We start from the raw sequence: 23,173 nt of genomic DNA, 5'->3' as shown, positions 1-23,173 counted from the left end.
GGTTAATTTCTTTATTCTGCTAAGGCGTATGGTTAGCACATCTTACTTGCGTCCATCAGGAGACTTTGATATGAAATCTGTAACTAAATTCGCTCTACTTTCTGCTGCAATCGTTAGCGCACCATTCGCTATGGCTCACGAAGCGGGTGATATGTTTGTTCGTGGCGGTCTAATCAATGTTATGCCAGACGAAAGCAGCACTGGTCTTGACCTTAGTGTGGGCAACGATCTTCAAGTTGGCCTAACAGCAACCTACATGTACTCTGATAATGTCGGTATTGAATTGTTGGCAGCTACGCCATTTACTCACGATGTTACGCTAGCCGGTGCAGGTAAAATCGGTGAAGTGTCTCACCTTCCGCCTTCATTGATGGCGCAGTACTACTTCGGCAATGCTGAAAGCACTGTACGTCCTTACGTAGGTGCAGGCTTGAACTACACCGTTTTCTTCGATGAAGAAACAACGGGCGCCATTGCCGGTACTGATCTTGACCTTGATAACTCGTTTGGCCTAGCGCTTCAAGCTGGTGTGGATTACAACATCTCTAAAAACTTGTTTGTAAACGCATCTCTTTGGTACATGGATATCAGCACTGATGTGAAACTCGATGGTGTTAAATCTGCTGAACTTGATATCGACCCACTAGGCTTCATGGCAAGCGTTGGCTACACTTTCTAAGCATTGATTCGCTGCTTATGCTTTTATAAAGCCCTAATGGCATACCATTAGGGCTTTTTTACGCCTTAAAAATATGTCAAGAAACACCCAAATCACTACTACTTTGGCAACTTCATGCATATAACCTGAAGCAACAGCACATAAAAAAAGAAGACGTCGCACTTTGTATTTACTCCATTTCTAATTCGGTCAACACTGAAATAGTTCAAACCAAATTGGTCACAAGGAGTAATACAATGAAAAAAGTAATGCCTATTTTAGCAAGCACCCTTGCCCTTACATCTTTTGCATCGGTTGCTCAGGCTCAAGACTGGAGCACGAATGAAAGTGGCTTATACGTTGGTGGTAATTACGGCTACCTTAAAGTAGATGGTGATGATGACTTCGATGACAACAACGACGTTTGGCAAGGTTTAATTGGTTACCGCTTTAATCAGTATATGGCATTAGAGGGTGGTTACACGGACTTCGGTTCTTATGGCAGTGACATTGCTAATGCTGAAACGGATGGCTACAGTGCAGCGGTAAAAGGTATCCTACCTCTAACTGAGTCTATTGAGTTCTTCGCCAAAGCAGGTCAAGTGTGGTACGACACTGACTACTCCGTTGCAGGCTTCAAAGGCAGTTCAGATGATGAAGCCCTGTTTGCAGGAGCAGGTTTTAACTTCAAGCTGTCTGATCAATTACTATTAAATGCCCAATACACTTGGTATGACGCTGATCTGAGTGTAGATGAAGCTGCGGATGATATTGAAAATACCGACTTCGACACAAACTTTAATCAAGCAAGTGTCGGTGTAGAGTACCGCTTCTAAATGTTTAGTTTAAAGTATCAAAAGCCCGCACAAGAAATGCGGGCTTTTTTGTGTCCATAAGCTAACGAAATGCTAAGTCAAAACGTTTTACTTGACGATAAAGACTGGTCCCCGCTATTAATGCGATAAGAGCAAAACCAACCCAAACGAACTCCCTTGGAACCGTTTCTGCTGATAGCAGAGCTCCAACACCGACGTTTCCGGTAAACGCAGCGATACCACCTACACAGGAATACAACCCATAGTAGCTGCCTAGCTCTGATTTATGACAAAACTTAGGGACATAAGAGCCAAGTAGAGGCAACACCAGCATTGAACCAAGACTGAATATTATGGCGTAAGCGATAAAATTTGCCCAAGGAAAATGTGTCACGTGCGCGAGAAAAAACAGTGAAGCGTTCCCCATCAAAAAGATCCCCAGGCCCATGGCTTTAGCGCTCCCCATACCATTGGCCACCCAACGACTGATCGGCATTTGCAGTAAAATTCCCATAATTGAAGACGTCATGAAGACCCACGTAATCACATCGGTGCCTAATCCACGATGCTCCACTTCACTGGGCAGTGATAAATACAATTGGTGAAAGAACAAATGGAATGCACAAGCACAAGCAATAAACTTCATGAACTGTCGATTCAGCAGCATTGAATGCCACTGCTGCCAAAATGAAGCGCCCGGTCCATTTCGCTTTTCTTGCTCCACTAAATCGGGTAAAAAACGCCACTGAATGACAAACAAAAGTGAGAATAATAATGCCGCACCTAAGCCTACCCATTGAAAGCTTAAGCTAATCAGAGAAATCCCAAGTAATGGCCCTAAAAACATTCCTGCTTCGCTGGTCCAGTTCTGCATGGCAAAGATTCGATCCCGACGAACCTGATCGGGCGCTTCATAGGCCAAATAAGCATTACTTGAAGGCGTAAACAAAGCACCAGCAAACCCCGTCAGAAAGGCCCCAAGCAGCAATAACGGTAAATTGGCAGCAAAGCCTAATAATACAAACCCAGCCACTCGAACTAGGCATCCCATTAAGATTAAACGTCGGTAGCCTAAATAATCACCTAATGTACCACCTACTAGAAATAAGCCTTGTTGGCTCAATACTCGAAGACCTATTACTAATCCTACATGCCAAGGACTTAGCCCTAAATTTCGCTGCAGATGATCAGCTAGATACGGCAGCAACATGTAAAAACCAAGATTGAAGGTAAATCCATTAATCACTAATACACGACCCGCCGCAGAGAGCTGTCGCCAGTCGGCTAAGAAATGATTTGTATTCATATAATTAAAAATCGTCTGTATAGAAAAGGGCCTAGCACAATAAAAGACTAGACCTTTGTTTGAATAAACGGCGTTTATAGAAAACTATAGAGCTCGTTCTTTAGTAGACTGCTCTGAGGTGACAAGCGTGTCTTTCATCGACATAAATGCTCTCGCACCACGTCGTTGGGTTCTTACAAAAGGAACACCTAGGCTATCGAGCTGAATATCCGCTTTGACCCCATAGACGTCTTCGATTAAATCAGCCGTTAAAATGTCTTTGGGAGCACCTTGCGCGACCACTTTCCCACCTTTAAGTACCAACAGGTTATCCGCGTATTGCGCCGCTAAGTTTAGATCGTGCAAAATCATCAGCGAAATCCAGCCTTTCTGCTTAGTCTGCTGGTCAAGATGATCTAAAAGCACCTGCTGAAAGTGGAGATCTAACGCACTCACTGGCTCATCTAGCATCAATATTTCAGGTTTTCGCATAAGTGCTTGCGCAAACAAGATCATCTGGCACTGTCCACCACTCAAAGTCCTGACATCTCGATTAGCCAAATGTAACAAACCTATTTGATCCAACGCCTGAAGTGCTTCTTCTAAAAGGCTGTCTCCGAGTTTTAACGATAATGCATTTAATTGGCCCAGCAGTACCACTTCCAACACACTGAGGCCTACATCAAGGTTAATGTCCTGAGGCATATAACCAAAGCGCTGACGCCATGGGTTAAGCGTCGCTTTGGTTAATGCTGCACCTTGGTATAGCACTTCGCCAGACTGCGGTTTAATATCACCGAACAAGGTCTTTAACAAAGAACTTTTACCCGTGCCATTTGGCCCAATAATTACATGTGTTTTACCCTGATCAAGCGTAAAATTCATGTTATCAGCCAACACAAGATCATCAAATGCTAGTGATAAATTGCGAACTTCCAACATGTTTAGCGCCTCTTACCAATAATTAGCCAAAAGAAAAACGGCACCCCAATAATGGCTGTGACGATTCCTATTGGGAATAACGCTCCCGGTACAATCACCTTCGATAAAACGGAGGCACTGGATAATAGGAATGCCCCGACCAAAAACGATAGTGGCAAGAAATAGCGTTGATCTTCGCCTACCAACATTCGAGCAATGTTCGGAGCAACAATGCCGATAAAACCAATGATACCAACAAAACTGGTTGCGGTGGCGGTCATAACCGCAACAATAATCAATGTTTTCAAGCGTAATTGAGTGACATTGACACCTAAGCTCTTCGCACGCTCTTCGCCTAGTCTTAATGCCGTCAGTTTCCATGAGTCTTTCATTAATACTGCGGTACAACTCAAAGTTACGACAGCGGTAATGGCTACGTTGCTCCATGTCGCTTTAGTTAAGCTGCCAAATAGCCAGAATAGGATTTGCTGGCTCAACTCAGGGGATGAAACAAACTGCACTAAAGACAAAAGCGACTGAAAAAGAAATAACAAGGCAATGCCAGACAAGATTAATTGACCCGATGTTATATGTCGCATCATCGCTAACCCAAAGAGTAAGCTTGCTGATAACATACAGCAGACAAACGCTCCGACAGGCACAGCGATTTCAGCACTCATGCCCAACGAGCCCGCATACAACATTAAGGCAGCACCAAACCCTGCGGCTGCGGCCATCCCCAAGGTGTAGGGACTCGCCATAGGGTTGTTTAATAAGGTCTGCATTTCCGCTCCCCCTACACCCAGCGATCCGCCAACAATTACCGCCATTAAGGCAATCGGTAAACGTAAATTGGTCACGATCACTTCGGTCGTTCGAGCCACATCTACAGGTAGTCCTAGCATGTTCAATAGGGCGTTAGAGACATCCTGAATGCCTAACAAAGAGGGTCCGGTGGCAATATCAAAAACAAACGAGCACAGTAACAGCAACAATAAACTCGTTAGAACAAACCAACGACGCTTTTCAAAACGACGCTGTGTATTGACGGCTTCGGTGATTAGGGCAGAATTCAGCATACATCTATTTTCTAGGCCACCCTTAGCCGCTAATAGGCAGGGTAGGAGTTAATGAATTAAAATTAGCCACTAAAGTATAAACGATAATGGTTTGCGAAATCATTTAAAATCAAAGTAAAATGTGATGCATAGGGATTTTAGATATCGATTTTCATTCACGGAATATTTTACAGCGAATTTTACAAAGGAAATTCCCATGATGCCAAAATTAGTGGCGCTTACTTCAATCGCTCTAGCATCCAGCCTCAGCTTCGCACAAGACGTCACTATTTCTGATGTGTTGGATCGTCAAGTTACCTTCGATGCTCCTGCAAAACGTGTTGTAGTGGGTTTCTATCCTGAAGACTACATGGCGATTGGTACTGAGGCTGCCTATGACAATGTTGTTGGTATGTCTAAATACATTTGGCAGGCACGTCCATCGAATTGGGATATGTACGTTGAACATCGACCGTCTTTAGCAGAGATTCCAGGGATTGGACGTGTTGACACTAAAACCTTTTCCGTTGAAAAAATTATTAGCTTAAACCCAGACCTTATTATGCTGGCTGATTGGCAATTCAAAGGTCTAGGCAGCGATGTCGAACGCCTAGAAAATGCTGGTATCCCTGTCGTAGTGGTGGATTATAATGCTCAAACTCTTGATCTTCATATGAAAAGCACTGAAATCATTGGTGTCATTACGGGTCAAGAAGAACGGGCTCAAGCGATTGCTAATGAATACAAACATAACTTAAGTATGATTCAGGAACGTCTTGAAGAAGCGAACCTACCTAAGCCGACGGTATATACTGAATACGGCGCTGCTGGCGTCGATGAAGTCGGCTATACCTTTGGTAAGAATATGTGGGGCGCTATTTCGACCATGGCAGGTGGTGAAAATATTTCAGCACCCTACGTCGAATGGTGGGGCAAGCTTAACCCTGAACAAATCCTTGCAGCTGACCCTGATGTCATTGTCATGACTGGCTATGAGACAGGTAATGGTGATACCTCAATGATCATGGGGCAAGGCGTCGACGAAGCGATAGCAAAACAACGCTTGGAAGGCTTTAAACAACGTACCGGGTGGTCTACGCTGACCGCTGTTAAAAACAACCGCATGTATGGGGCATACCACGGCGCGTGCCGTACCATCCTTGATGGGGCCATGATTCAGTTTTATGCAAAAGCCATGTATCCAGACTTATTCAGTGATCTAGACCCTGATGCAGCCTACCAAGACTTTTATAAAAAGTACTTACCTGTGACACCTAAAGGTACTTTCGTAACAGAGCTATAGCTATCAAGTAACAAGCAGGGCAACGACCCTGCTTGTTCTCATTTACTGAATTTGACTCTTTATAAGATCTAAGCGTTCCGGATTGACCACCACTTTATCCTTAATGGCATCATAGGCCTGGTCAAACTGTGCCTGATTACCGACCTCTCCTACTTGAATAACCCCCACCATGCCCATCATCAAATGCGGCGGACAAAAATACAACGACAGTCCTTCATGAGTCAGTTCTACAGTGTAGGTTTGATTAAACTTAGAGGTCCAACCCGCTTGCCCTGCTGGCGTTAATTGAGACTTAGTGTGATGTCCTGGCTGAGTTGGCACAAAAGTAACCGTATCACCCACGTCCGCTTGAATGTAATCAGGCTCAAACACCATCGGCCCTTTTTCGCCATAACTTAACATCTTGACCTGCCAATCTTTCGCTACTACAGTGCTACTGAGCAGTACACCGACTCCTAGTGCTAACGTTTTAAATACCATCATTCACAATACTCACTTTTACAATAAGAATACGACCAGAGACGCTTATTTTGGTTCGCAGACTTATTCCTAATTTACATATATCCCATTAAAAACATTCGTTACTTAACAAAAGCGTCATATAAAGTACGCGTAACTGAAAACTACTCATCGTACCTTAGAAGGAATTTATTCTAACAACTAACGGAGTTACCTATGTTACGTGCTTGTTTTCGACGTACTTTGATTGCAACGTGTTTAACGACTGCAGGCCTATCTGCTTCTGCCGATTCATTTAACCGAATAGCAAGCTTCCCCGTCGCTCAGAACCTTGGCAAAGAGTCGATCAACACCATTACTTCAGCAGAAATTATCACCGCTTCTGAAGATGGTAACACTTTGATTTATTCTGACAGTCCACGTGGTGGTATCGGTTTAGTAGACATTAAAGACATTCATAGCCCAGAAGCAAAAGGTTTTGTTGACCTAAAAGGCGAACCGACATCTGTTGCCGGAGTAGGTAAATGGGTCGTAGCGGGTGTCAACACATCAGCAAGCTACACAGAGCCAAGTGGTTACCTTGCGATCGTTGATCAAGCGACACAAAAAGTTGTTCAGCGTTGTAATCTAGACGGTCAACCAGACTCTGTTGCGGTGTCTAAAGACGGGCGTTACATTGCCGTTGCTATCGAAAATGAACGTGACGAAGATCTAAATGATGGTGCGATGCCTCAAATGCCAGCAGGCTTTGTCAGCATCATCGAGTTCGACAGCGAAACTGGACAATGTAAAGCCACACACAAAATCTCGGTAGAAGGTTTAGCTGAGATCGCTCCAACGGACCCGGAGCCAGAGTTTGTCGCATTCAATGATAAAAATGAAGTCGTTGTTACCCTACAAGAAAACAACCACCTTATTATCATCGACGCAGAAAACGCTAAGGTTATCAATCACTTCTCAGCAGGCAGCGTTGATTTAACTCAGATTGATGTTAAGCGCGATGGCGCACTGACCTTTACTGAATCGCTAAACAATGTAAACCGTGAACCGGATGCGGTTAAATGGTTAGATGATGAACGCTTTGTTATTGCCAACGAAGGCGACTACCAAGGTGGTGCACGCGGCTTTACCATCTTCAACAAAACAGGCGACGTATTATTTGAAAGCGGTGCTAGCTTTGAACACGAAGTTGTCCGTGTAGGCCATTACCCTGAAAAACGTTCAGGTAAAAAAGGTTCTGAACCAGAAGGTTTGGAAGTTGCGACATTTAACGGTGAAACATACATTTTTGTAATGTCTGAGCGCGGCTCAGTAATAGGGGTCTACCGCGATACTGGTAAAGCACCTGAACTGGTACAAATGTTGCCATCAGGCATCGCCCCAGAATCCGCTATTGCGATTCCAAGCCGTAATATCATTGCGACAGCAAACGAAGCAGATCTTGTTGAAGACAAGGGGCCACGCTCTCATGTCATGCTGTATGAATTACAGGATAAGGCGCCTAACTACCCTCAAATCCACTCAACACTGGATGATGACGGTGCACCTATTGGTTGGGGGGCATTGTCTGGTTTAGCAGCTGATCTAAATAAATCAGGCATTTTGTATGCTGTAAGCGATAGCTTCTATTCTTCCCAACCTGCTATATTCACGATTGATGCAAACCAATCTCCTGCGAAAATCACTCATAAGATGACGCTTACTAAAAACGGTAAAGCCGCTGAAAAGCTCGATCTTGAAGGTATCGCAGTAGACCCTGAAGGGGGTTATTGGTTAGCGTCTGAGGGCAATACAAAGAAAGACGTTCCTCACGCTATTTACCATGTCACAACAAAAGGCAGCATCGACCAAACAATTACTTTCCCTGAAGCTTTACTAGAACAGCAAGAGCGTTTTGGTGCAGAAGGTATTACGCTGGTTGATAACACTCTTTGGATTGCGATTCAGAGACCATGGAAAGACGACTCGAAAGAGCAAACTAAGCTGCTCGCTTATGACCTTAATAACCAAACATGGGAAGCTGCGCACTACCCTCTTGAGAAAGCGGAAAGTGGCTGGATGGGATTGTCTGAAATCACAGCCCATAATGGTAACTTGTACATTCTAGAACGTGACAATCAACTTGCTGAAGCGGCTAAGGTAAAACGCTTATACAAAGTCGAATTAAGCGCTGTCAAAACTGGCAAACTGGGTGCAACATTACCTGAAGTACATAAAGAACTCGTATACGATTTCCTACCAGAGCTTCAGTCTGGCAAAGGCATCGTAGTTGATAAAATCGAAGGCTTTACCATTGATGCCAACAACATCGGCTATGCCATTACTGATAACGATGGCGTTGATGACAGCACTGGTGAAACGTTCTTCTTTAAAATAGGTAAATTTAAGTAACACTTTACCCTACTAGATAACGGCGCTTTTGGTGCCGTTATCTTATTTACGCCCTCAATAACAGCTCTAATTGCTCGAAAGCATGTGACCATTGAGCTTCTTCTTCATATAACTGTCGTAGTCTATCCGCTTGTTGATCAGTCCATTGTGGAGCCTCCCACAACGCTTGGTTACTTGGCACTGGGGCAATACTAACCACCAACTTCTCAACCCCCCCTTTAGAGTCGTCTAGCTCTAACTGCTGGAATAGTGCATTCAGTGAATAAGTTTGAAATTCCATAGTCTCCTCCAAGTCGCTGTAACTTACGTTTCACTAAAAATAAAAGCCTAGATGAAAAAAAAACATCACGCTAAATTATGAGTTTAATAAACCGAGCTTTTACAATTAATAGACGAAAAAAGCCCCAAAAATTGAAAATCCCAACGTTGGGTGCTTACTTTTCAAACAGTTTTTATCAATGGACTAAATTTTAAACCGAGAAATAACATCTTCAAGATGATGAGCCTGCCCAGAAATCTCAACACTGGACTTAGAGTTCAACCTTACCGCTTCACTGGTATCCATTGAAATTTCACGAATAACCGTTACATTTTGATTGATTTCATTTGCTGCAATCGACTGTTGTCCAATCGCAGAGGCCACAGAGTGAGCCATATCGGCAATCTCATTTATCTCATCGGTAATACGCACCAACACATCACCAATCACAGACGCTTCTTCGCTACTGCGTAGACCATCTGCACCACATTCTTTCATGATAGTGACAATCCCTTGAGTACGATTTTGTAATGATGAAATAATATCTGAAATTTCAACGGTTGCGTCGTGTGTCCGGCTAGCAAGAGCGCGCACTTCATCCGCCACCACTGCAAAACCACGACCTTGCTCCCCAGCTCGAGCAGCTTCAATCGCGGCGTTCAACGCCAATAGATTAGTTTGCTCGGCAATACCTTGGATCACATTAAGCACCGTACCAATACTCTGACTCTCTTGAGCAAGGGCTTCTGCTGTCTCCATAGAGCTATCTAAACGAGATGATAAATCATGCACTAAAGACACTGCGTTACTCACTCGAGCTTGGCCATCACTCACCCCTTTTTGAGTAGAGTTTGTCTTTTCTGCGACGAGCTCCATGTTTCTAGAAATATCTTCGATGGTTCCCACCATTTCAGAAACAGACGCTGCTACCATATCGGTTTCATCGCGTTGGCGCTCCGCGTCTGTCGCTGTTCGCTCAGCGGTCTCCGATAACATTTTCGTTTGTTGGTTCATACTGATAACTGTGTCATTGACCGAGCCTACGACCGTCTGAAAACCTGCCAACATTTGGTTCATACTACGTGCGACATCGCCAATCTCATCCTTTGCATCGTACGAAACGCGAAGATTCAGATCACGTGTTTCATCAACTTTAAGCATGGCATTTCGAATCAATGCAAGAGGGTAATTAATCGAACAACTAATACGCCACGCTATAACAATAACTGCAAGCGTAACGAGGACGATGATTGCAGACAAAGCCACTTGGATATTACTAAACAGCAGGTCGGTTTGATTCGTCATGCTCTGCCCCATCAACTGGAGTTTACTTTCCGTCTGATGAATCGTATTACGCATCTTTCCAAGTATTCCTTGATCACTGCCTAGACCGATACGTTGCTGTTGCTCGACATAATTGGTGAAGCTTTTTTGATAGGTACCGGAGAGTTTCATCAACGTATTTTTAGTTTGCTCGTCTATTTGAGCATTCTGGATTTGGTTATTTAAGATACTAATTTTCGATGCAAAACGCTCAGCATATTTCATATCAAGACGTAGCATGAAATCCTTCTCATGGCGACGCAGCTGAAGCATAGTCACAAGCATTTCAGCCTTATCTAACTCGTTGAGCGAGGTTTCAATTTTATGGACCGCATTTCTGAGGTTCCCATTAAGGCCGTCTTCTGGAGTCAACCCCATTGTCTGCTTCGCCGTAACAAGCTCTTTGAAATTATCGCCATACTGACGGAATAAGTTGTCTAACTCAGTAAAGTCAGTCGAGTTAATATCTAAGTCGACAAACATACGATCCAACTCTTGTTGCTGACTCATTGTACGCTGTAATGTTTCGTTGAAACGCTCAACGTACTTAACGTCATCTCTCGCTAAAAAGTCTTTTTCATGGCGACGTAATAGCAGCATATTTGATTCTTGTTTTTGCGCCAGCTCTTTACCAACAATCAAATCTTTTAAACTGTTCTCGGCGACCAGAAATGATGTAGCTAATAGCACCATGGCCAAAACGACCACCGCTGTATTGAGGATAAGTTTTTGCTTTATTTTCATGCTGTACCTGACGTTATAAAATGGAGTCCATCAATCAATATAAGTCCATTTTTTTCAGTCTATCACAGACTAAAGAGCAAAAATAAAAGGTGCTTGTTAAGAAATGTGTGACTTTGTTTTGTTGATACACTACATGTAACCATAAACATCAGAACGATTCTTTCAGTCTAAACCCTAACAGCGACCGAATACGACGTAGAAAAAAGAGGTAAAAGGAATCAATAGACGGCTGTAGACCAATATTGATGACGATTTTTGTAAACCCAGTATCAAATTAAGACTTATTGCAAAAATTATTCAGCAGAGTCCTTACTGTATAAACTCTACCAGTAGCTTCAATCGCTATAATGTAAATATTCAATCAGAATTTACTCTATAAGTGATTATTATGAAGCGACTTAACTTACTCAGCGCTGCTTTCCTTACTTTAGCAAGTAGCAGTATGTATGCCAGTGATAACCTTGTTAGTCTTACAGTCGATAACGATTTATTTCTTCAACAAGATGAAGGCTATACCAACGGCCTGTATTTAGCACTCTACGAACGCGGAGGTATTCCGGACTTGGAAGAGTCAGGAAGTTCACCAAAGCACAACTTCTTAGTCGCTCCCTTGATGTGGTCTATGCCTTCGTCGAATAACCTAGGAGCTGTTAACGCACTTAACATTGGTCAGACATTATTCACTCCCAGAGATTTATCATTAGAACAACCTGATCCAAATGATATTCCCTACTCCGCGATGATAGCCATCACCAGCTCGTACATCACGTTAGCAGAGAATCATGCTGACATGATCAGCACTAGCATTGGAGTGGTTGGCCCTGCGGCACTAGGCGAACCATCACAAAAGCTCATGCATAAAATTTTAGGCTCTGAACAACCGCAAGGATGGGACGCGCAGCTCAAAAATGAACCGGTATTTCAATTTGGTCGCGGCCGAGTCTGGCGCACGTGGGCTGCTGAATTAGACAATTATGATGTATTGGCCACGGCTAAAGCACACCTGGGAACGATTCAAAGTTCTGTCAATAGTAGCCTTATCATGCGCTATGGACGCGACTTAAAAGATTCGTTTGGCAGTGTTTTACTAATGGACTCGCGTACCACAAATCCGATTGCGGTGAATGGCGAATGGTACGTTTATGCGGGACTCGAAGCGGAGTATGTGTTCAATCAAGTTTTCACTGATGGCAACACATTTCGAGACAGTGCTTCAGTCGACTATGATAGAGAGTTTTTAGGCCTGAACTTTGGCATGACCTATTCTTGGGGGCAAAGTGCAATCACGTTTGCGGTAAACCATTCTGATATTTTTCAAACTCAATCAGACCGATACCGAAATGAAACGCGCTACGGTACGCTAACACTTGCTTGGCAAATCTGAAGAATAGCCTTTTTACTCTTCAACAAACCAATCTTTAGGGATACTTTCAAGAGAGGCTTTCAATGCTGCAAAACACGTTCGGTCAATCGCAGTATCTAGGTTTTCTTCCATAATTGACAACACTTTTGATACTGGCATAGCGCTACGATAAGGCCGTTCTGCAGATATCGCATCAAAAATATCCGCAGTTGTAATGATGCGTGTAATTAACGGGATATCTTGAGCGGCTATGCCTCGCGGATATCCCGTACCATCTAGCTTTTCATGATGAGAGGCTGCCATTTTAGCTAGCGATTTCAGTGGCGTGATTTGCTCTAAAATTATCTCGGTGTTAGCCGCATGTTGCTGGACCGCAAGCCATTCATCGGCATCCAACTTATCCGGTTTATCAAGGATCTGATTACTGACTCCAAGCTTACCTATATCATGTAATAAAGCCGCACGTTTAACCCATGTACATTCTAATTGACTGAGTTCCAGCTGCTCTGCAATCAAGGCCGAGTAAACCCCGACACGTTGACTATGACCGGATGTATACGGACTTTTTGCGTCAACGATTTTGCCGAAGGCGCTGACAATACAGTCAAAATATTCTTCGTCGAGTAACACATGTGTTTGCGCTGGCCCCAGAGCCATAACTTGCTGACGAATGCAGTCTGCATGCAGGCCTTCAACAAAACTTTGGTCTTTAATCAGTGCCTCCATTTCTGTCACTAAATAAGGATCAAACCATGAACCACTGCGCTGCTTTACTTCGTTCATGGCTGCCAACAAATCATGCTCTACTTGAAACACATCCACTACTTGAGCCATTAAAGCAATTCGAGAATAAAGCGGAATCTGGTCCGCTTTCAATTGCTCCGGACGCCCCTGTCCGTCCCAATGCTCGTCAAGACTTGCAATACCTAATGCAACAGGCTCAGAAAAGCGCAGCTCACGCGCCACATCTGCACCTCGCGAGCAACGAGTTTTAATTAACTCTTGAGCATAGTCTGCACCATTTTTCAAAATATCGATCGTAGTGGAAATACGAGATAACCAACTTTCCCCTTTACCTGCATTACGAACAACAAAGTTAATAACACTCGATAAGCTCGTTCCGACCGTTTTGAAATCTTTTTTAAACGCTCGGTCATCGGTTAAGTAAAGCTCGCAGATGCGTGCGGCGTTACTGCTACAGCCTGCGTCTTTTAGAAGTAAGGTGAAAAATAAATCGTGGAGGTCCTGCTCGGCTAACTCTAAGCGTTTACCTAGATGCATACCGATCCAACAGCAACGAATACAGTGCTCTGGCGGCTGACCTTCAGTCATATCTAAGGCCGTGGTGAGCGACAAAACAAGCTCAGATAATGGGATTTGCGCGCTTAGTTTGGATAACTCCATAAGGATGTCCCCTTGCTCAAGCAATAAACTGTCAACTCAACGTAATAGCTATCTATATAAAACTAAAAAAGGGCTATGTATGAATAGCCCTTTGATTTTTAATTATGACACAACTTACAGTTCGCGCGACGAAAGAAATTCATCGTAGTTACCTTGGAAGTGTTCAACCTTACCATTCTTAATGTGCAGAATTTCAGTTGCTAACGACGATACAAATTCACGGTCGTGGCTGACAAAGATCAACGTGCCAGGATACATTTCCAGTGCCATGTTCAATGACTCAATAGATTCCATATCCAAATGGTTAGTTGGCTCGTCCATGACTAATACATTGGTTTCTTGCATGATCAATTTGCCAAAGATAAGGCGGTTTTTCTCACCACCTGAACACACTTTGGCTTTCTTTTTAAAGTCATCTGCAGAAAACAACATACGACCTAGGGTAGCACGCACCGCTTGATCATCGTCGCCAGGTTTACGCCACTGAACCATCCAATCAAACAACGTTAGATCATTATCAAATAGATCGGTACTGTCTTGCGGGCAATAGCCTAATGAGGCATTCTCGGACCACTTTACCACGCCTTCTTTCGCTTCCAGCTCAGACATCAAACAACGCAGCAAGGTCGTTTTACCAACACCGTTTTCACCCAATACGGCAAGACGAGCACCTGCTTCAAGTAGCAGGTTCGCGCCACTAAACAATTTTTCACCTTCAAATCCATGACCTAAATTCTCTAGAATCAAAGCTTGACGGTGTAGCTTTTTCGTTTGGGTAAAACGAATAAATGGGTTTTGACGGCTAGACGGTTTAATGTCAGCTAGCTCAATTTTTTCAAGCTGCTTCGCACGTGAGGTAGCTTGTTTCGCTTTCGACGCATTGGCAGAGAATCGTGCTACGAATTGCTTCAAATCCGCAATTTGCGCTGACTTCTTAGCATTCGCGGCCATCATGGTTTCGCGTGCTTGAGTTGACGCCAACATGAAGTCATCGTAATTACCTGGGTAAACACGCAGTTCACCGTAATCTATGTCTGCCATGTGAGTACAAACAGAGTTTAAGAAGTGACGGTCGTGTGAAATGATGATCATGGTTGAGTCATAGCGATTCAGCAGCTCTTCCAACCAACGAATCGAATCAATGTCCAAGTTGTTGGTCGGTTCATCTAACAACAGAATGTCAGGGTTTGAAAATAGCGCTTGAGCTAGCAATACGCGCAATTTAAGGCCTGGAGGAACTTCACTCATCGGGCCATAATGATACGATTCTGCAATACCCGCGCCTAATAAGATTTCGCCCGCTTTACTGTCGGCACTGTAGCCGTCCATTTCAGCAAATTCACCTTCTAAGTCGGCTACTTTCAAGCCGTCTTCTTCACTCATTTCTGGCAAGCTGTAAATGCGATCGCGCTCTTTTTTAACTTCCCACAGCTCTTTATAACCCATGATTACCGCATCGATTACGCTGTATTCTTCAAAGGCAAACTGATCTTGGTTTAGCTTACCTACGCGCTGGTTCGGGGTGACGGATACGTTACCCGCTGTCGGCGTCAAGCTACCATCAAGAATCTTCATCAGTGTCGACTTACCACAGCCATTTGCACCAATTAGACCATAGCGATTGCCATCGCCGAATTTAACAGAAATGTTTTCGAATAGAGGTTTGCTACCAAACTGCATGGTAACGTTAGAAGCTACTATCATGGGGAATCCAGAAATTGAGGAGGCACTGTTTTGAGCGCTCGATGAAACGATGGGCGTACTATAAAGGCTGTATGTGAAATGTCCATGGCATTGATGAAAAAGTCATCATTTTTGATGTGTTTATTGTGCTAAAAATGCCTCTGAATTCCTGAGGAGTGTGGTCACTCTCATAAATAGCATCCTCTCTCTTTGAAGGGGAGCAAAGAAAGAGGGCTATGACCAAACTATTTTAGTGCCTTATTGACTTTGACCAACAACGCTTCGATCTCTTTATGACGTCCTTCATCGGCCAAAGGACGGTCTGGTCGTGGCGCAGCACTTTGCGCCATCTCTAAATATTTTTTTGCTTCTTCATATTTTCCATCATCGTATAAAAATTCAGCAAAGAAGTAATTACTGTCTATTCCGTTAGGGTTTTGTTTCAGAGATTGTTGCAGTAACTTTTTGGCTTTTTTATCGCTACCAAAGCCAATCGGCCAACCTGGTACTTTATGATACAACACACCTAAGCTGGTAAATGCTGACCCCTGAAGCACTGTTGCGTCTTGCTCAATCGCATCTTCAAAACTCTTTTTCGCTTCTTTTGCTAACGATAGCGCACCTAATCCGCCCTTCGCACCAGCGGTGCTAGACTGAATGATGCCCAACCAGACACGGTATTCTGCTTTTTCAGGATGCGCATTCAACTTCTGTTGCGCTTGCTCAATCAACTGCGCAAACGCAGCCTCTTTCTCATCGTCTGGGACTAAATAGTTAATCTCCGCCCATGTTCTCTGCAGTGTCTGAAGCCCTTTATCTGTCTCTTCAGCCCAACTATTTGACGCCATAGCGAGGGTGATAAGAGCAATACTTAGAATAGATTTCATAGAATTTTCTCCTTCAAGGTGGGTGCGATAAAGCGCTTAATGATGGGGAGCTTTTTAATAAGTGCTTTATCAACTAATGATGGGAATGCGCCATTTATTTTTACGAATAGGCGCTCAGGGAAGCCTATAAAAGCACGTGTCTTATGCTGCTCTAGCAGTAACATAAATTGTTTAGCAACCATTTCAGGCGTATCTACTTGATTGCCGAGCGCTTTGTTCATAGCAAATGACGCATCACTGTTAATCTGTGTATCCGTGGCTCTTGGCGCTAGATAAGAAACCTTTATACTGGTATCAGCAAGCTCACGTAACAGGGATTCGGTAAAGCCTCGCAAACCGAACTTACTGGCACAGTAAGCCGTTTGCCCAGCAAAGCCGATACTGCCAAAAGTTGAACCAATATTAATAATATGAGTGGTTCGACGCTGCTTCAGTTGAGGTAGCAACGCTTGTGTTAATAGCATCGGAACCATCAGATTCGTCTGAAGAACAGACTCTAAGACTTCGGTACTGGTATCTTCTAATGTAGATAAATGGCTTATACCAGCATTGTTCACCAGCATACTCACGCCACCCTGTTCAGTCAGTTTGCTTACTAATGATTCGCGCTCCTGATCGTTCGACAAATCGGCGCAGCATACTTGGTGCTCTCCAGGTAGTTGCTCCTTTAAGGCATGCAGACGTGCGCTATTTCGTCCCACCAATACTAAGCTTACACCTTTTTGCGCTAATGCCTTGGCAATCGCCTGACCAATACCACCGGAGGCTCCGGTCAGTAAACAACGCTGATTACTCCACTCCATAACGACCTCTCTTATGCCGCTTGAACCATAGCTTTAGAGTCTAAGCTACGGAAGATATTGGCATACAACGTAAAAAACATTTTGGCGCAATGAATGATGAGATCTTGTTCTTTAGGATCATTGATTTTATTCATCAAATTTTCAAAAAATACGATATGCTCTTGATCTAATGCACCATGGGAACGTAAGTAGCTGAAGGCCTCACTTTTAAGAGCTAATTTGTCTTGAATGTGTTGAGCGGCATTATCCGCTAAGGCAGTACTGGTTCCTTCTAAGACAAACACCATGCCAAAAAAACCCAGTGGATTGACACGGTTTACCATGTCATAGGCATAGGACACCATTAACTCAGTGGCTGCAGCAGGCTGGCTTGCACGAACGGCTTCTTTGTTCGAACCACATGCCGCGATATCATTGAGAATCCACTCTTGGTGTCCCATTTCCTCTTCGATGTACTCCCCTACCGCTTCCCGCAACCATTCTTTTTCTTCTGGAAGACGGGCCCCAACAGCCATCAATAAAGGAACGGTATGCTTAACGTGGTGATAAGCTTGGGACAAAAACGCAACGTATTCATCGAGACATACTTCGCCATGGAAACAACGCTGAATAATCGGAGATGTCACCAAATAATGACGTTCCACTTGTGTCTCGTTTTGTAGTCGTTGGTACAAAGACATGATCTATCTCCTAGTAATCTGAATTATGGTTGGACTGGTACAAATCATTAATGCGATCTTTGTAGTGATCCAGAATGGCGTCTCGAATAGGTTTACCTGTGGCAGTAACAAGCCCTTCAGACGCTTCAAAAGGCTCCATTGCAAGCACCCAACCTTTGATTTGAGCGTAATCTGGCAAACCTGCATTCACCTGCTCTATCGTAGTTTTAACAAGGTCATCTGGAATTTCCGATGACATAAGAACGAGAATAGCGCCGCAATAAGCTCGTGCTTCACCAAAAACCACAACGCTTCTAAAAATCTGACTAGCAAGTAACTCTGACTCAACCCATTCAGGGGAAAAGTTACGCCCAAAAGAATTGATAATGATATTTTTTCTGCGACCTTGAATAGTTAATACATTGGCTTTCAAATCAACCAAATCGCCCGTTGCAAACTGGGTTGGATAAAAGCTCTCAGGGTGATTCATATAACCCAAAAAGAGGTTGCCCCTGACGATTAATTCACACTCAACGACATTAGCCTCATTGTGCTCAAGCAATGTACCAGCACTTGTAAGATGGTCGTTATTTGGGGTATTCAAAGCCACGACCGAAGCACATTCGGATAGGCCGTATCCTTGATAGACAGGCAGTCCGAGCTGTCGCGCTCTACTCAGCATTTGTGCAGATACTTTACCCCCTCCCACAGCGATAAACACTAATGACTCAGGTGGCTGCCAGCCTTGATGGCAAGCCTGCACCATAAACGATAATAATTCAGGCACCAGTATCAAGCTGGTTGGCTGTACTTGATTGATTAGCGCCAACATCGCTTTCGGTTGAACCATTCGGCTCCCCTCAAAGCCACGTTGCTGCTGACTAGCAAGATACACGCTACCCCCTACTAATAAGGGGGCATAAATACCTGCTATGTTTTCAAGTAGCGTCGCCAAAGGAAGCAAACACAGGTGTTTAACGTCTTGCAAAGCAAGTGCAGCAACTAATGAGCGCGCTACAACCAGCTGAGAATCGGTACTTAAACAAACCCCTTTTGGCGCTCCTGTTGTACCAGAAGTAAAGGTGATTTTATGGGTACCCTCAGGCAATTCCGGCTGTTTGTGTGGCTGGAAACTTTGAGCCTTTAACGTTTTGAAAGGCGTATCAAAACTTGCTACTGCAAATGCATCAGCCCGCTCAGCTTCAACAATCAGTAATTCAATAGCGCTGGACTCCAACAAATACTCAGTTTGCTGTACGCTAAAAAACACTGGAACAGGAACACAACATACACCTGCTTGCTGACACGCTAAATCAAACAATACCCATTCAATTTGATTATCCAATAACAAAGCAACACGACTCACGTTTTGCTTGAGCAGCCAATCACTGCGTGCCTGAACAGCGGCTTCAAGTTGAGCGTAAGTAAGTCGTTGCTCGGCGTCGATTAAAGCAATGTTCTGACTCCATGCTGGATGACTAAACCACATCATAAGCTCCGTAACGATGTCAGTAGTTGAGTGGAGTGGTTTTGTACTATGGACAATAACCCGTGAAATTCTTTGCGTTGATAAGCCACTTTGATCGAAGCCTCAATGTCTAACACCATGACTTCGGGATCGTTATCGTAATATCGGCCCCATTCAGAGATAGCTGTGCCTACGCATTCGGCTTTCGCGGACGACAAATGCGTCATCGCAAAGCCCATCGTACCCAAAAGTTGGCGTACTTTATGAGTGCCTGAAAAAGCTAAATACCGCACATCTGTAAGAAACAGCCCCATGACAACCGTCATAATCAGAGGCAAGGTAAAGCGTGGACTTTGCGAATACAAATTGCCCATTTCAGCGATCTGAAAGCGCTCCGCCAAAATGCCATGATTGGCTAATACTTGCGTAATAGGCTTAGAAAGATACTGTTCAATAAACAATGGTTCGCTAGCGCGACGCACACCGACAGCGGCTCTCAGCTGCTTAGTTTTGATACCTAACAGTAAGGGAAGGAAGGTTTTCAAATCCGCTTCGTAACACTGACTAAAGCCTGATTTGATAAAGCACTCCAGCTCTGACCGAATGACCCCTTCATGTTTTGCCATGACAAATTCAAAGGACTGTTTTGGTCCTTGAAGCCGGTTCATTTTTACTGGGTGATCTTGAACTAGAAGCTCTTGCATCGTCTGTTCCTCATACTGAATAAGTACAGACTAAAACGCGAACCTTATGGGAAGCTTATGTGGTGAGTAATATTAGTAGAAAACAGGAATCGCTCCTCAGATATTAAACGTAATCAGAAGGTGTATTGATCACCCCGTTGTCTTGCATCAGCAAGTTAAAAAAGTCTCGATGATGCATTGGCTTTGAAAAATAGTATCCTTGGTACAAAGAGCACTCTCTCTGGGCCAAAAATTGATGCTGTATTTGAGTTTCAACACCTTCTGCGATTACTTCTAGGTTAAGCTTTTTAGCCATTAATAGAATCACATCAATAATCGGCGCATCGTCATCAAGGTTTGCTATGCCACTAACAAATGATCGATCAATCTTCAGCACGTTGATCGGTAATTGATTTAAATAACGCAATGAAGAGTAGCCCGTTCCAAAGTCGTCAATGGAAAACGAAATACCCTTTTCTTGCAGCACTTGCATTGTCTCAATGGCTTGCTTGAAATTATTAATCAAAAGGTTTTCAGTAATTTCGAACTCTATATTAATACCAGGGACTGGGTATCTTTCTAATATTGGTAGCATGCGTTGAATAAAATCTGCCTGCATAAAGTGAGAAGGGCTAATATTAATAGATAAATGGCGGAATGTGCTTGGCAGGTTCGTTGCTTGCCAGCGAGACAATAAACTCAGAGACTCCTCTAGAACCCATTCTTCAATAGCACTTATTTGCCCAGACTCTTCGGCTACAGAGATAAAATCCATTGGCGATATCATGCCTTTTTCTGGGTGTCTCCAACGCAGCAACACCTCAGCCCCCGTAATGACATACTCATTAGATACTTGCGGCTGTATCCAAATTTCCAGTTGATTACGCTCTACAGCTTTATACAGCCCTTCTTCTAACTGCCAACGTTTTTGAGCTTCTTGCTGCATGGTGACATCAAAAAATCGATACCCATTGCGACCTTCCGCTTTTATGCGATACATAGCCGTATCCGCTCTGCGCAATACCTGACTACTTGTGTCGTCCAACTGCGGGAATGTTGTCAGACCAATACTGGCCGAACAGTGAATTAAATTTCGACCTATTTGTACTGGTACCGCAATAATACTGGCCACCTCAGCGGCAACAGACATCGCTTTTTCTGCAGCTTCATCCTCTTCGGTACTCAATCCTGGCAACATCACAACAAACTCATCACCGCCAAATCGAGCAACGGTCACAGATTTCTGCATAACACCTTTTAGTCGTTGTGCTAAGGTCATCAAAAGCTGATCACCAACTTGGTGACCCAAAGAGTCATTAATGGTTTTAAAGCGATCTATATCTAAGTACATCACCGCACCAACATGTTGCTGCTTAACGCCTAACTCTACAGCCTTATCAAGTTGTTCAACAAAACGACGACGGTTGGCAAGATCCGTTAATGGGTCAAAATAAGCAAGCGTTGCTACCTGTCGACTTGCCAAGTCTTTCTTATGCCAAATCTGTTCAACATTTTGCACCAGCTCGCCCAATTCATCTTGTTTTTCATAGGGCGGAGCTAAGCCGCGATGATCTTGATCCAACTCTGCCACCCAGCGAGAAACCTGCTGAATAGGCTTAGATAACACGTAATAGAATACAAGAAATAAGAGCAAGCTCAATGCAAAGGTAGCAACCAGACCACTAACCGCAAGGGTCACCGCGCGATTGGTCAAGCCATTAGCAACATATTGCTTATCTAATTTAAGGACTAACAAGCCGTCTGCTTCTTCACTCGATTTAATAGTGATCGTTCTTTTAAACGTATCTGGAAGACCGAGTAAATTAAAACTGTACTCATCAAGCTGAAGACTTTTTGGATGCTTTTTTTCGACGCTAGCAGAGGCAATTTTCTCTCCGAAATCATCGTATATCTGAACATCGTAAAACAAAGGATCATTAATAAGTGTATCAGCAATTGTTTGTGTCTGAATGGAATCTAAATTATAAATGGCTCGCTCTAAATTGGGTACATACAATTCAATTGAGCGCCCCACGTTGGCACGCAAGTTATCACGTACATGATTAAGATCCATGTAGAATTGAACTAGCGCTGAGCAACCGCCAATCAGAAAAGACGAAATAAGAATGATTTTAGCTTGTTGATACGCTATTCGCTGTCCAATTTTCAATGAAGAGTTTCCTTACCTGTCACTGGCCTGTAAATACTCAGACACAATACTATCGTATAAACCATTGGCTTTAATTGTCCTTAAACCGTTGTCCATCTCGAACTTCAAACGTTCAGAATTAGGGTATTGTTGACTGATACATAAATATAGTGGAAGTGATTTTTCATCCAAAAGAGGGCTTATTTTGATCTCGGACTGCATTTTTAGCTTTTTAACATTATAAAGCGCAGGATACTCAGCCATATAAAGCACATCAACATTTCGATATCGCACAGCTTTTAAAGCACTGTCTAAATCTGGAGCTACCTGATGCTCTACGCCACCGTTGATCAACTCTTTTTGCATTCCCCAACCTTTGACAGCCACTACTGAGTATCGGCTTAAATCTGTGATCTTTCTAATAGTGCCCGTATCTAAGCTTTTTTTACTTACCACAACTCGACTAGCATAAGAAATTGGGGCACTAAAAAGCATGTAGTCGTCACGGGCCTTTTCTTTAGAACAAGATACCGTACCTGCAATCCGGCCTTCTTGCATAGATTTAATAATCCGTTTCCAAGGTAGCCTCTCAAATGTCACATCTACCCCTTGGCTATCAAACGCAGCTTTTACTACCTCGATATCAATACCATGAATCGTTGAGTCGTTATTTGGTGCCATAATATAAGGAGGGTAATCCACAATATAAAACGTATATACGTCATTTGCTTTGACTAAGCCCGAAAACGAAAGCATCAGGGGAATCATCAGAGACGTTAAAAACTTGCTCATATTCAGGCTCTAATTATCTGTTATGCTCAAAAGATATATCTCATTAAAGACTAGCACATTTGAGCT

General features: G+C 43.5%; 20 protein-coding genes. 5 read left to right on the top strand and 15 right to left on the bottom strand.

Going from position 1 to position 23,173, the window contains the following annotated elements; genetic code table 11:
* Positions 1–70: 70 nt before the first annotated feature.
* Both ACPUEK_RS07915 and ACPUEK_RS07910 read left to right on the top strand, forming a co-directional pair.
* Positions 71–679 carry an OmpW family outer membrane protein gene (locus ACPUEK_RS07915; RefSeq protein ID WP_067215015.1) on the top strand — a complete coding sequence of 203 codons (609 nt, stop codon included), beginning with the start codon at positions 71–73 and terminating at the stop codon, positions 677–679.
* Between the two features lie 236 nt (positions 680–915).
* Positions 916–1,494, top strand: a complete 579-nt coding sequence (locus ACPUEK_RS07910; RefSeq protein ID WP_067034763.1) for a porin family protein — start codon at positions 916–918, stop codon at positions 1,492–1,494.
* Positions 1,495–1,555: 61 nt separating this feature from the next.
* Here ACPUEK_RS07910 and ACPUEK_RS07905 read toward each other — a convergent pair whose 3' ends face one another.
* The 3 genes from ACPUEK_RS07905 to ACPUEK_RS07895 form a co-directional block, all read right to left on the bottom strand.
* Complete coding sequence (locus ACPUEK_RS07905) at positions 1,556–2,779, bottom strand: MFS transporter (protein WP_425642861.1); 1,224 nt, start codon at positions 2,777–2,779, stop codon at positions 1,556–1,558.
* Positions 2,780–2,863: 84 nt separating this feature from the next.
* Complete coding sequence (locus ACPUEK_RS07900) at positions 2,864–3,700, bottom strand: ABC transporter ATP-binding protein (RefSeq protein ID WP_425642860.1); 837 nt, start codon at positions 3,698–3,700, stop codon at positions 2,864–2,866.
* Between the two features lie 2 nt (positions 3,701–3,702).
* Positions 3,703–4,758: a FecCD family ABC transporter permease gene (locus tag ACPUEK_RS07895; RefSeq protein WP_067034769.1), complete on the bottom strand. Its 1,056-nt coding sequence runs from the start codon at positions 4,756–4,758 to the stop codon at positions 3,703–3,705.
* Positions 4,759–4,954: 196 nt separating this feature from the next.
* On the opposite strand from ACPUEK_RS07895, the gene ACPUEK_RS07890 reads away from it, so the two are divergent.
* Positions 4,955–6,040 carry an ABC transporter substrate-binding protein gene (locus tag ACPUEK_RS07890; protein WP_425642859.1) on the top strand — a complete coding sequence of 362 codons (1,086 nt, stop codon included), beginning with the start codon at positions 4,955–4,957 and terminating at the stop codon, positions 6,038–6,040.
* Between the two features lie 42 nt (positions 6,041–6,082).
* On the opposite strand, the gene ACPUEK_RS07885 is transcribed toward ACPUEK_RS07890, so the two are convergent.
* Positions 6,083–6,523: a plastocyanin/azurin family copper-binding protein gene (locus tag ACPUEK_RS07885; protein ID WP_425642858.1), complete on the bottom strand. Its 441-nt coding sequence runs from the start codon at positions 6,521–6,523 to the stop codon at positions 6,083–6,085.
* Between the two features lie 192 nt (positions 6,524–6,715).
* Here ACPUEK_RS07885 and ACPUEK_RS07880 point away from each other — a divergent pair, with 192 nt between their 5' ends.
* Entirely contained in the window at positions 6,716–8,890 is a 2,175-nt protein-coding gene (locus ACPUEK_RS07880; protein ID WP_425642857.1) for an esterase-like activity of phytase family protein, read from the top strand.
* 46 nt (positions 8,891–8,936) lie between these two features.
* On the opposite strand, the gene ACPUEK_RS07875 is transcribed toward ACPUEK_RS07880, so the two are convergent.
* Entirely contained in the window at positions 8,937–9,170 is a 234-nt protein-coding gene (locus tag ACPUEK_RS07875) for a DUF2789 family protein (protein WP_067215025.1), read from the bottom strand.
* 183 nt (positions 9,171–9,353) lie between these two features.
* A complete protein-coding gene (locus ACPUEK_RS07870; protein ID WP_425642856.1) occupies positions 9,354–11,216 on the bottom strand; it encodes a methyl-accepting chemotaxis protein in 1,863 nt (620 codons plus the stop codon).
* A 388-nt stretch (positions 11,217–11,604) separates the two neighbouring features.
* Between ACPUEK_RS07870 and ACPUEK_RS07865 the strand changes: the two genes are divergently transcribed.
* Positions 11,605–12,600 carry a lipid A deacylase LpxR family protein gene (locus ACPUEK_RS07865; RefSeq protein WP_067215031.1) on the top strand — a complete coding sequence of 332 codons (996 nt, stop codon included), beginning with the start codon at positions 11,605–11,607 and terminating at the stop codon, positions 12,598–12,600.
* 12 nt (positions 12,601–12,612) lie between these two features.
* Here ACPUEK_RS07865 and ACPUEK_RS07860 read toward each other — a convergent pair whose 3' ends face one another.
* From ACPUEK_RS07860 to ACPUEK_RS07820, 9 genes are all read right to left on the bottom strand, one after another.
* Positions 12,613–13,983, bottom strand: a complete 1,371-nt coding sequence (locus tag ACPUEK_RS07860) for an HD-GYP domain-containing protein (protein WP_425642855.1) — start codon at positions 13,981–13,983, stop codon at positions 12,613–12,615.
* A 114-nt stretch (positions 13,984–14,097) separates the two neighbouring features.
* Positions 14,098–15,687: an ABC-F family ATPase gene (locus ACPUEK_RS07855; protein WP_067037170.1), complete on the bottom strand. Its 1,590-nt coding sequence runs from the start codon at positions 15,685–15,687 to the stop codon at positions 14,098–14,100.
* Between the two features lie 224 nt (positions 15,688–15,911).
* Positions 15,912–16,553, bottom strand: coding sequence for a tetratricopeptide repeat protein (locus tag ACPUEK_RS07850; RefSeq protein ID WP_067215036.1), 642 nt, complete (start codon positions 16,551–16,553; stop codon positions 15,912–15,914).
* Complete coding sequence (locus ACPUEK_RS07845) at positions 16,550–17,356, bottom strand: SDR family oxidoreductase (RefSeq protein ID WP_425642854.1); 807 nt, start codon at positions 17,354–17,356, stop codon at positions 16,550–16,552. The genes ACPUEK_RS07850 and ACPUEK_RS07845 overlap by 4 nt, the downstream gene beginning before the upstream one ends.
* 11 nt (positions 17,357–17,367) lie before the next feature.
* Positions 17,368–18,036, bottom strand: a complete 669-nt coding sequence (locus ACPUEK_RS07840; RefSeq protein WP_425642853.1) for a TenA family transcriptional regulator — start codon at positions 18,034–18,036, stop codon at positions 17,368–17,370.
* A 10-nt stretch (positions 18,037–18,046) separates the two neighbouring features.
* Complete coding sequence (locus ACPUEK_RS07835; RefSeq protein WP_425642852.1) at positions 18,047–19,507, bottom strand: AMP-binding protein; 1,461 nt, start codon at positions 19,505–19,507, stop codon at positions 18,047–18,049.
* The gene (locus tag ACPUEK_RS07830; RefSeq protein WP_067037184.1) at positions 19,504–20,187 is read right to left on the bottom strand and encodes a thermostable hemolysin; all 684 of its coding nucleotides are present in this window, start codon (positions 20,185–20,187) and stop codon (positions 19,504–19,506) included. Before ACPUEK_RS07830 ends, ACPUEK_RS07835 begins: the two co-directional genes overlap by 4 nt.
* Positions 20,188–20,290: 103 nt before the next feature.
* Positions 20,291–22,336, bottom strand: coding sequence for a putative bifunctional diguanylate cyclase/phosphodiesterase (locus tag ACPUEK_RS07825; protein WP_425642851.1), 2,046 nt, complete (start codon positions 22,334–22,336; stop codon positions 20,291–20,293).
* A gap of 12 nt (positions 22,337–22,348) precedes the next feature.
* Positions 22,349–23,107, bottom strand: a complete 759-nt coding sequence (locus tag ACPUEK_RS07820; RefSeq protein ID WP_425642850.1) for a substrate-binding periplasmic protein — start codon at positions 23,105–23,107, stop codon at positions 22,349–22,351.
* Positions 23,108–23,173: the final 66 nt, after the last annotated feature.

It is taken from the genome of Marinomonas gallaica (genome assembly GCF_049821165.1).
Classification (GTDB): domain Bacteria; phylum Pseudomonadota; class Gammaproteobacteria; order Pseudomonadales; family Marinomonadaceae; genus Marinomonas; species Marinomonas gallaica.
The sequence above is the reverse complement of the archived record's forward strand: the minus strand, read 5'-3'. Positions and strand labels throughout refer to the sequence as shown.

Bases quoted from the DNA above. Each gene is read 5' to 3' on its own strand.
- ACPUEK_RS07915 (WP_067215015.1), top strand. From the start codon at position 71: ATGAAATCTGTAACTAAATTCGCTCTACTTTCTGCTGCAATCGTTAGC.
- ACPUEK_RS07910 (WP_067034763.1), top strand. From the start codon at position 916: ATGAAAAAAGTAATGCCTATTTTAGCAAGCACCCTTGCCCTTACATCT.
- ACPUEK_RS07905 (WP_425642861.1), bottom strand. From the start codon at position 2,779: ATGAATACAAATCATTTCTTAGCCGACTGGCGACAGCTCTCTGCGGCG.
- ACPUEK_RS07900 (WP_425642860.1), bottom strand. From the start codon at position 3,700: ATGTTGGAAGTTCGCAATTTATCACTAGCATTTGATGATCTTGTGTTG.
- ACPUEK_RS07895 (WP_067034769.1), bottom strand. From the start codon at position 4,758: ATGCTGAATTCTGCCCTAATCACCGAAGCCGTCAATACACAGCGTCGT.
- ACPUEK_RS07890 (WP_425642859.1), top strand. From the start codon at position 4,955: ATGATGCCAAAATTAGTGGCGCTTACTTCAATCGCTCTAGCATCCAGC.
- ACPUEK_RS07885 (WP_425642858.1), bottom strand. From the start codon at position 6,523: ATGATGGTATTTAAAACGTTAGCACTAGGAGTCGGTGTACTGCTCAGT.
- ACPUEK_RS07880 (WP_425642857.1), top strand. From the start codon at position 6,716: ATGTTACGTGCTTGTTTTCGACGTACTTTGATTGCAACGTGTTTAACG.
- ACPUEK_RS07875 (WP_067215025.1), bottom strand. From the start codon at position 9,170: ATGGAATTTCAAACTTATTCACTGAATGCACTATTCCAGCAGTTAGAG.
- ACPUEK_RS07870 (WP_425642856.1), bottom strand. From the start codon at position 11,216: ATGAAAATAAAGCAAAAACTTATCCTCAATACAGCGGTGGTCGTTTTG.
- ACPUEK_RS07865 (WP_067215031.1), top strand. From the start codon at position 11,605: ATGAAGCGACTTAACTTACTCAGCGCTGCTTTCCTTACTTTAGCAAGT.
- ACPUEK_RS07860 (WP_425642855.1), bottom strand. From the start codon at position 13,983: ATGGAGTTATCCAAACTAAGCGCGCAAATCCCATTATCTGAGCTTGTT.
- ACPUEK_RS07855 (WP_067037170.1), bottom strand. From the start codon at position 15,687: ATGATAGTAGCTTCTAACGTTACCATGCAGTTTGGTAGCAAACCTCTA.
- ACPUEK_RS07850 (WP_067215036.1), bottom strand. From the start codon at position 16,553: ATGAAATCTATTCTAAGTATTGCTCTTATCACCCTCGCTATGGCGTCA.
- ACPUEK_RS07845 (WP_425642854.1), bottom strand. From the start codon at position 17,356: ATGGAGTGGAGTAATCAGCGTTGTTTACTGACCGGAGCCTCCGGTGGT.
- ACPUEK_RS07840 (WP_425642853.1), bottom strand. From the start codon at position 18,036: ATGTCTTTGTACCAACGACTACAAAACGAGACACAAGTGGAACGTCAT.
- ACPUEK_RS07835 (WP_425642852.1), bottom strand. From the start codon at position 19,507: ATGATGTGGTTTAGTCATCCAGCATGGAGTCAGAACATTGCTTTAATC.
- ACPUEK_RS07830 (WP_067037184.1), bottom strand. From the start codon at position 20,187: ATGCAAGAGCTTCTAGTTCAAGATCACCCAGTAAAAATGAACCGGCTT.
- ACPUEK_RS07820 (WP_425642850.1), bottom strand. From the start codon at position 23,107: ATGAGCAAGTTTTTAACGTCTCTGATGATTCCCCTGATGCTTTCGTTT.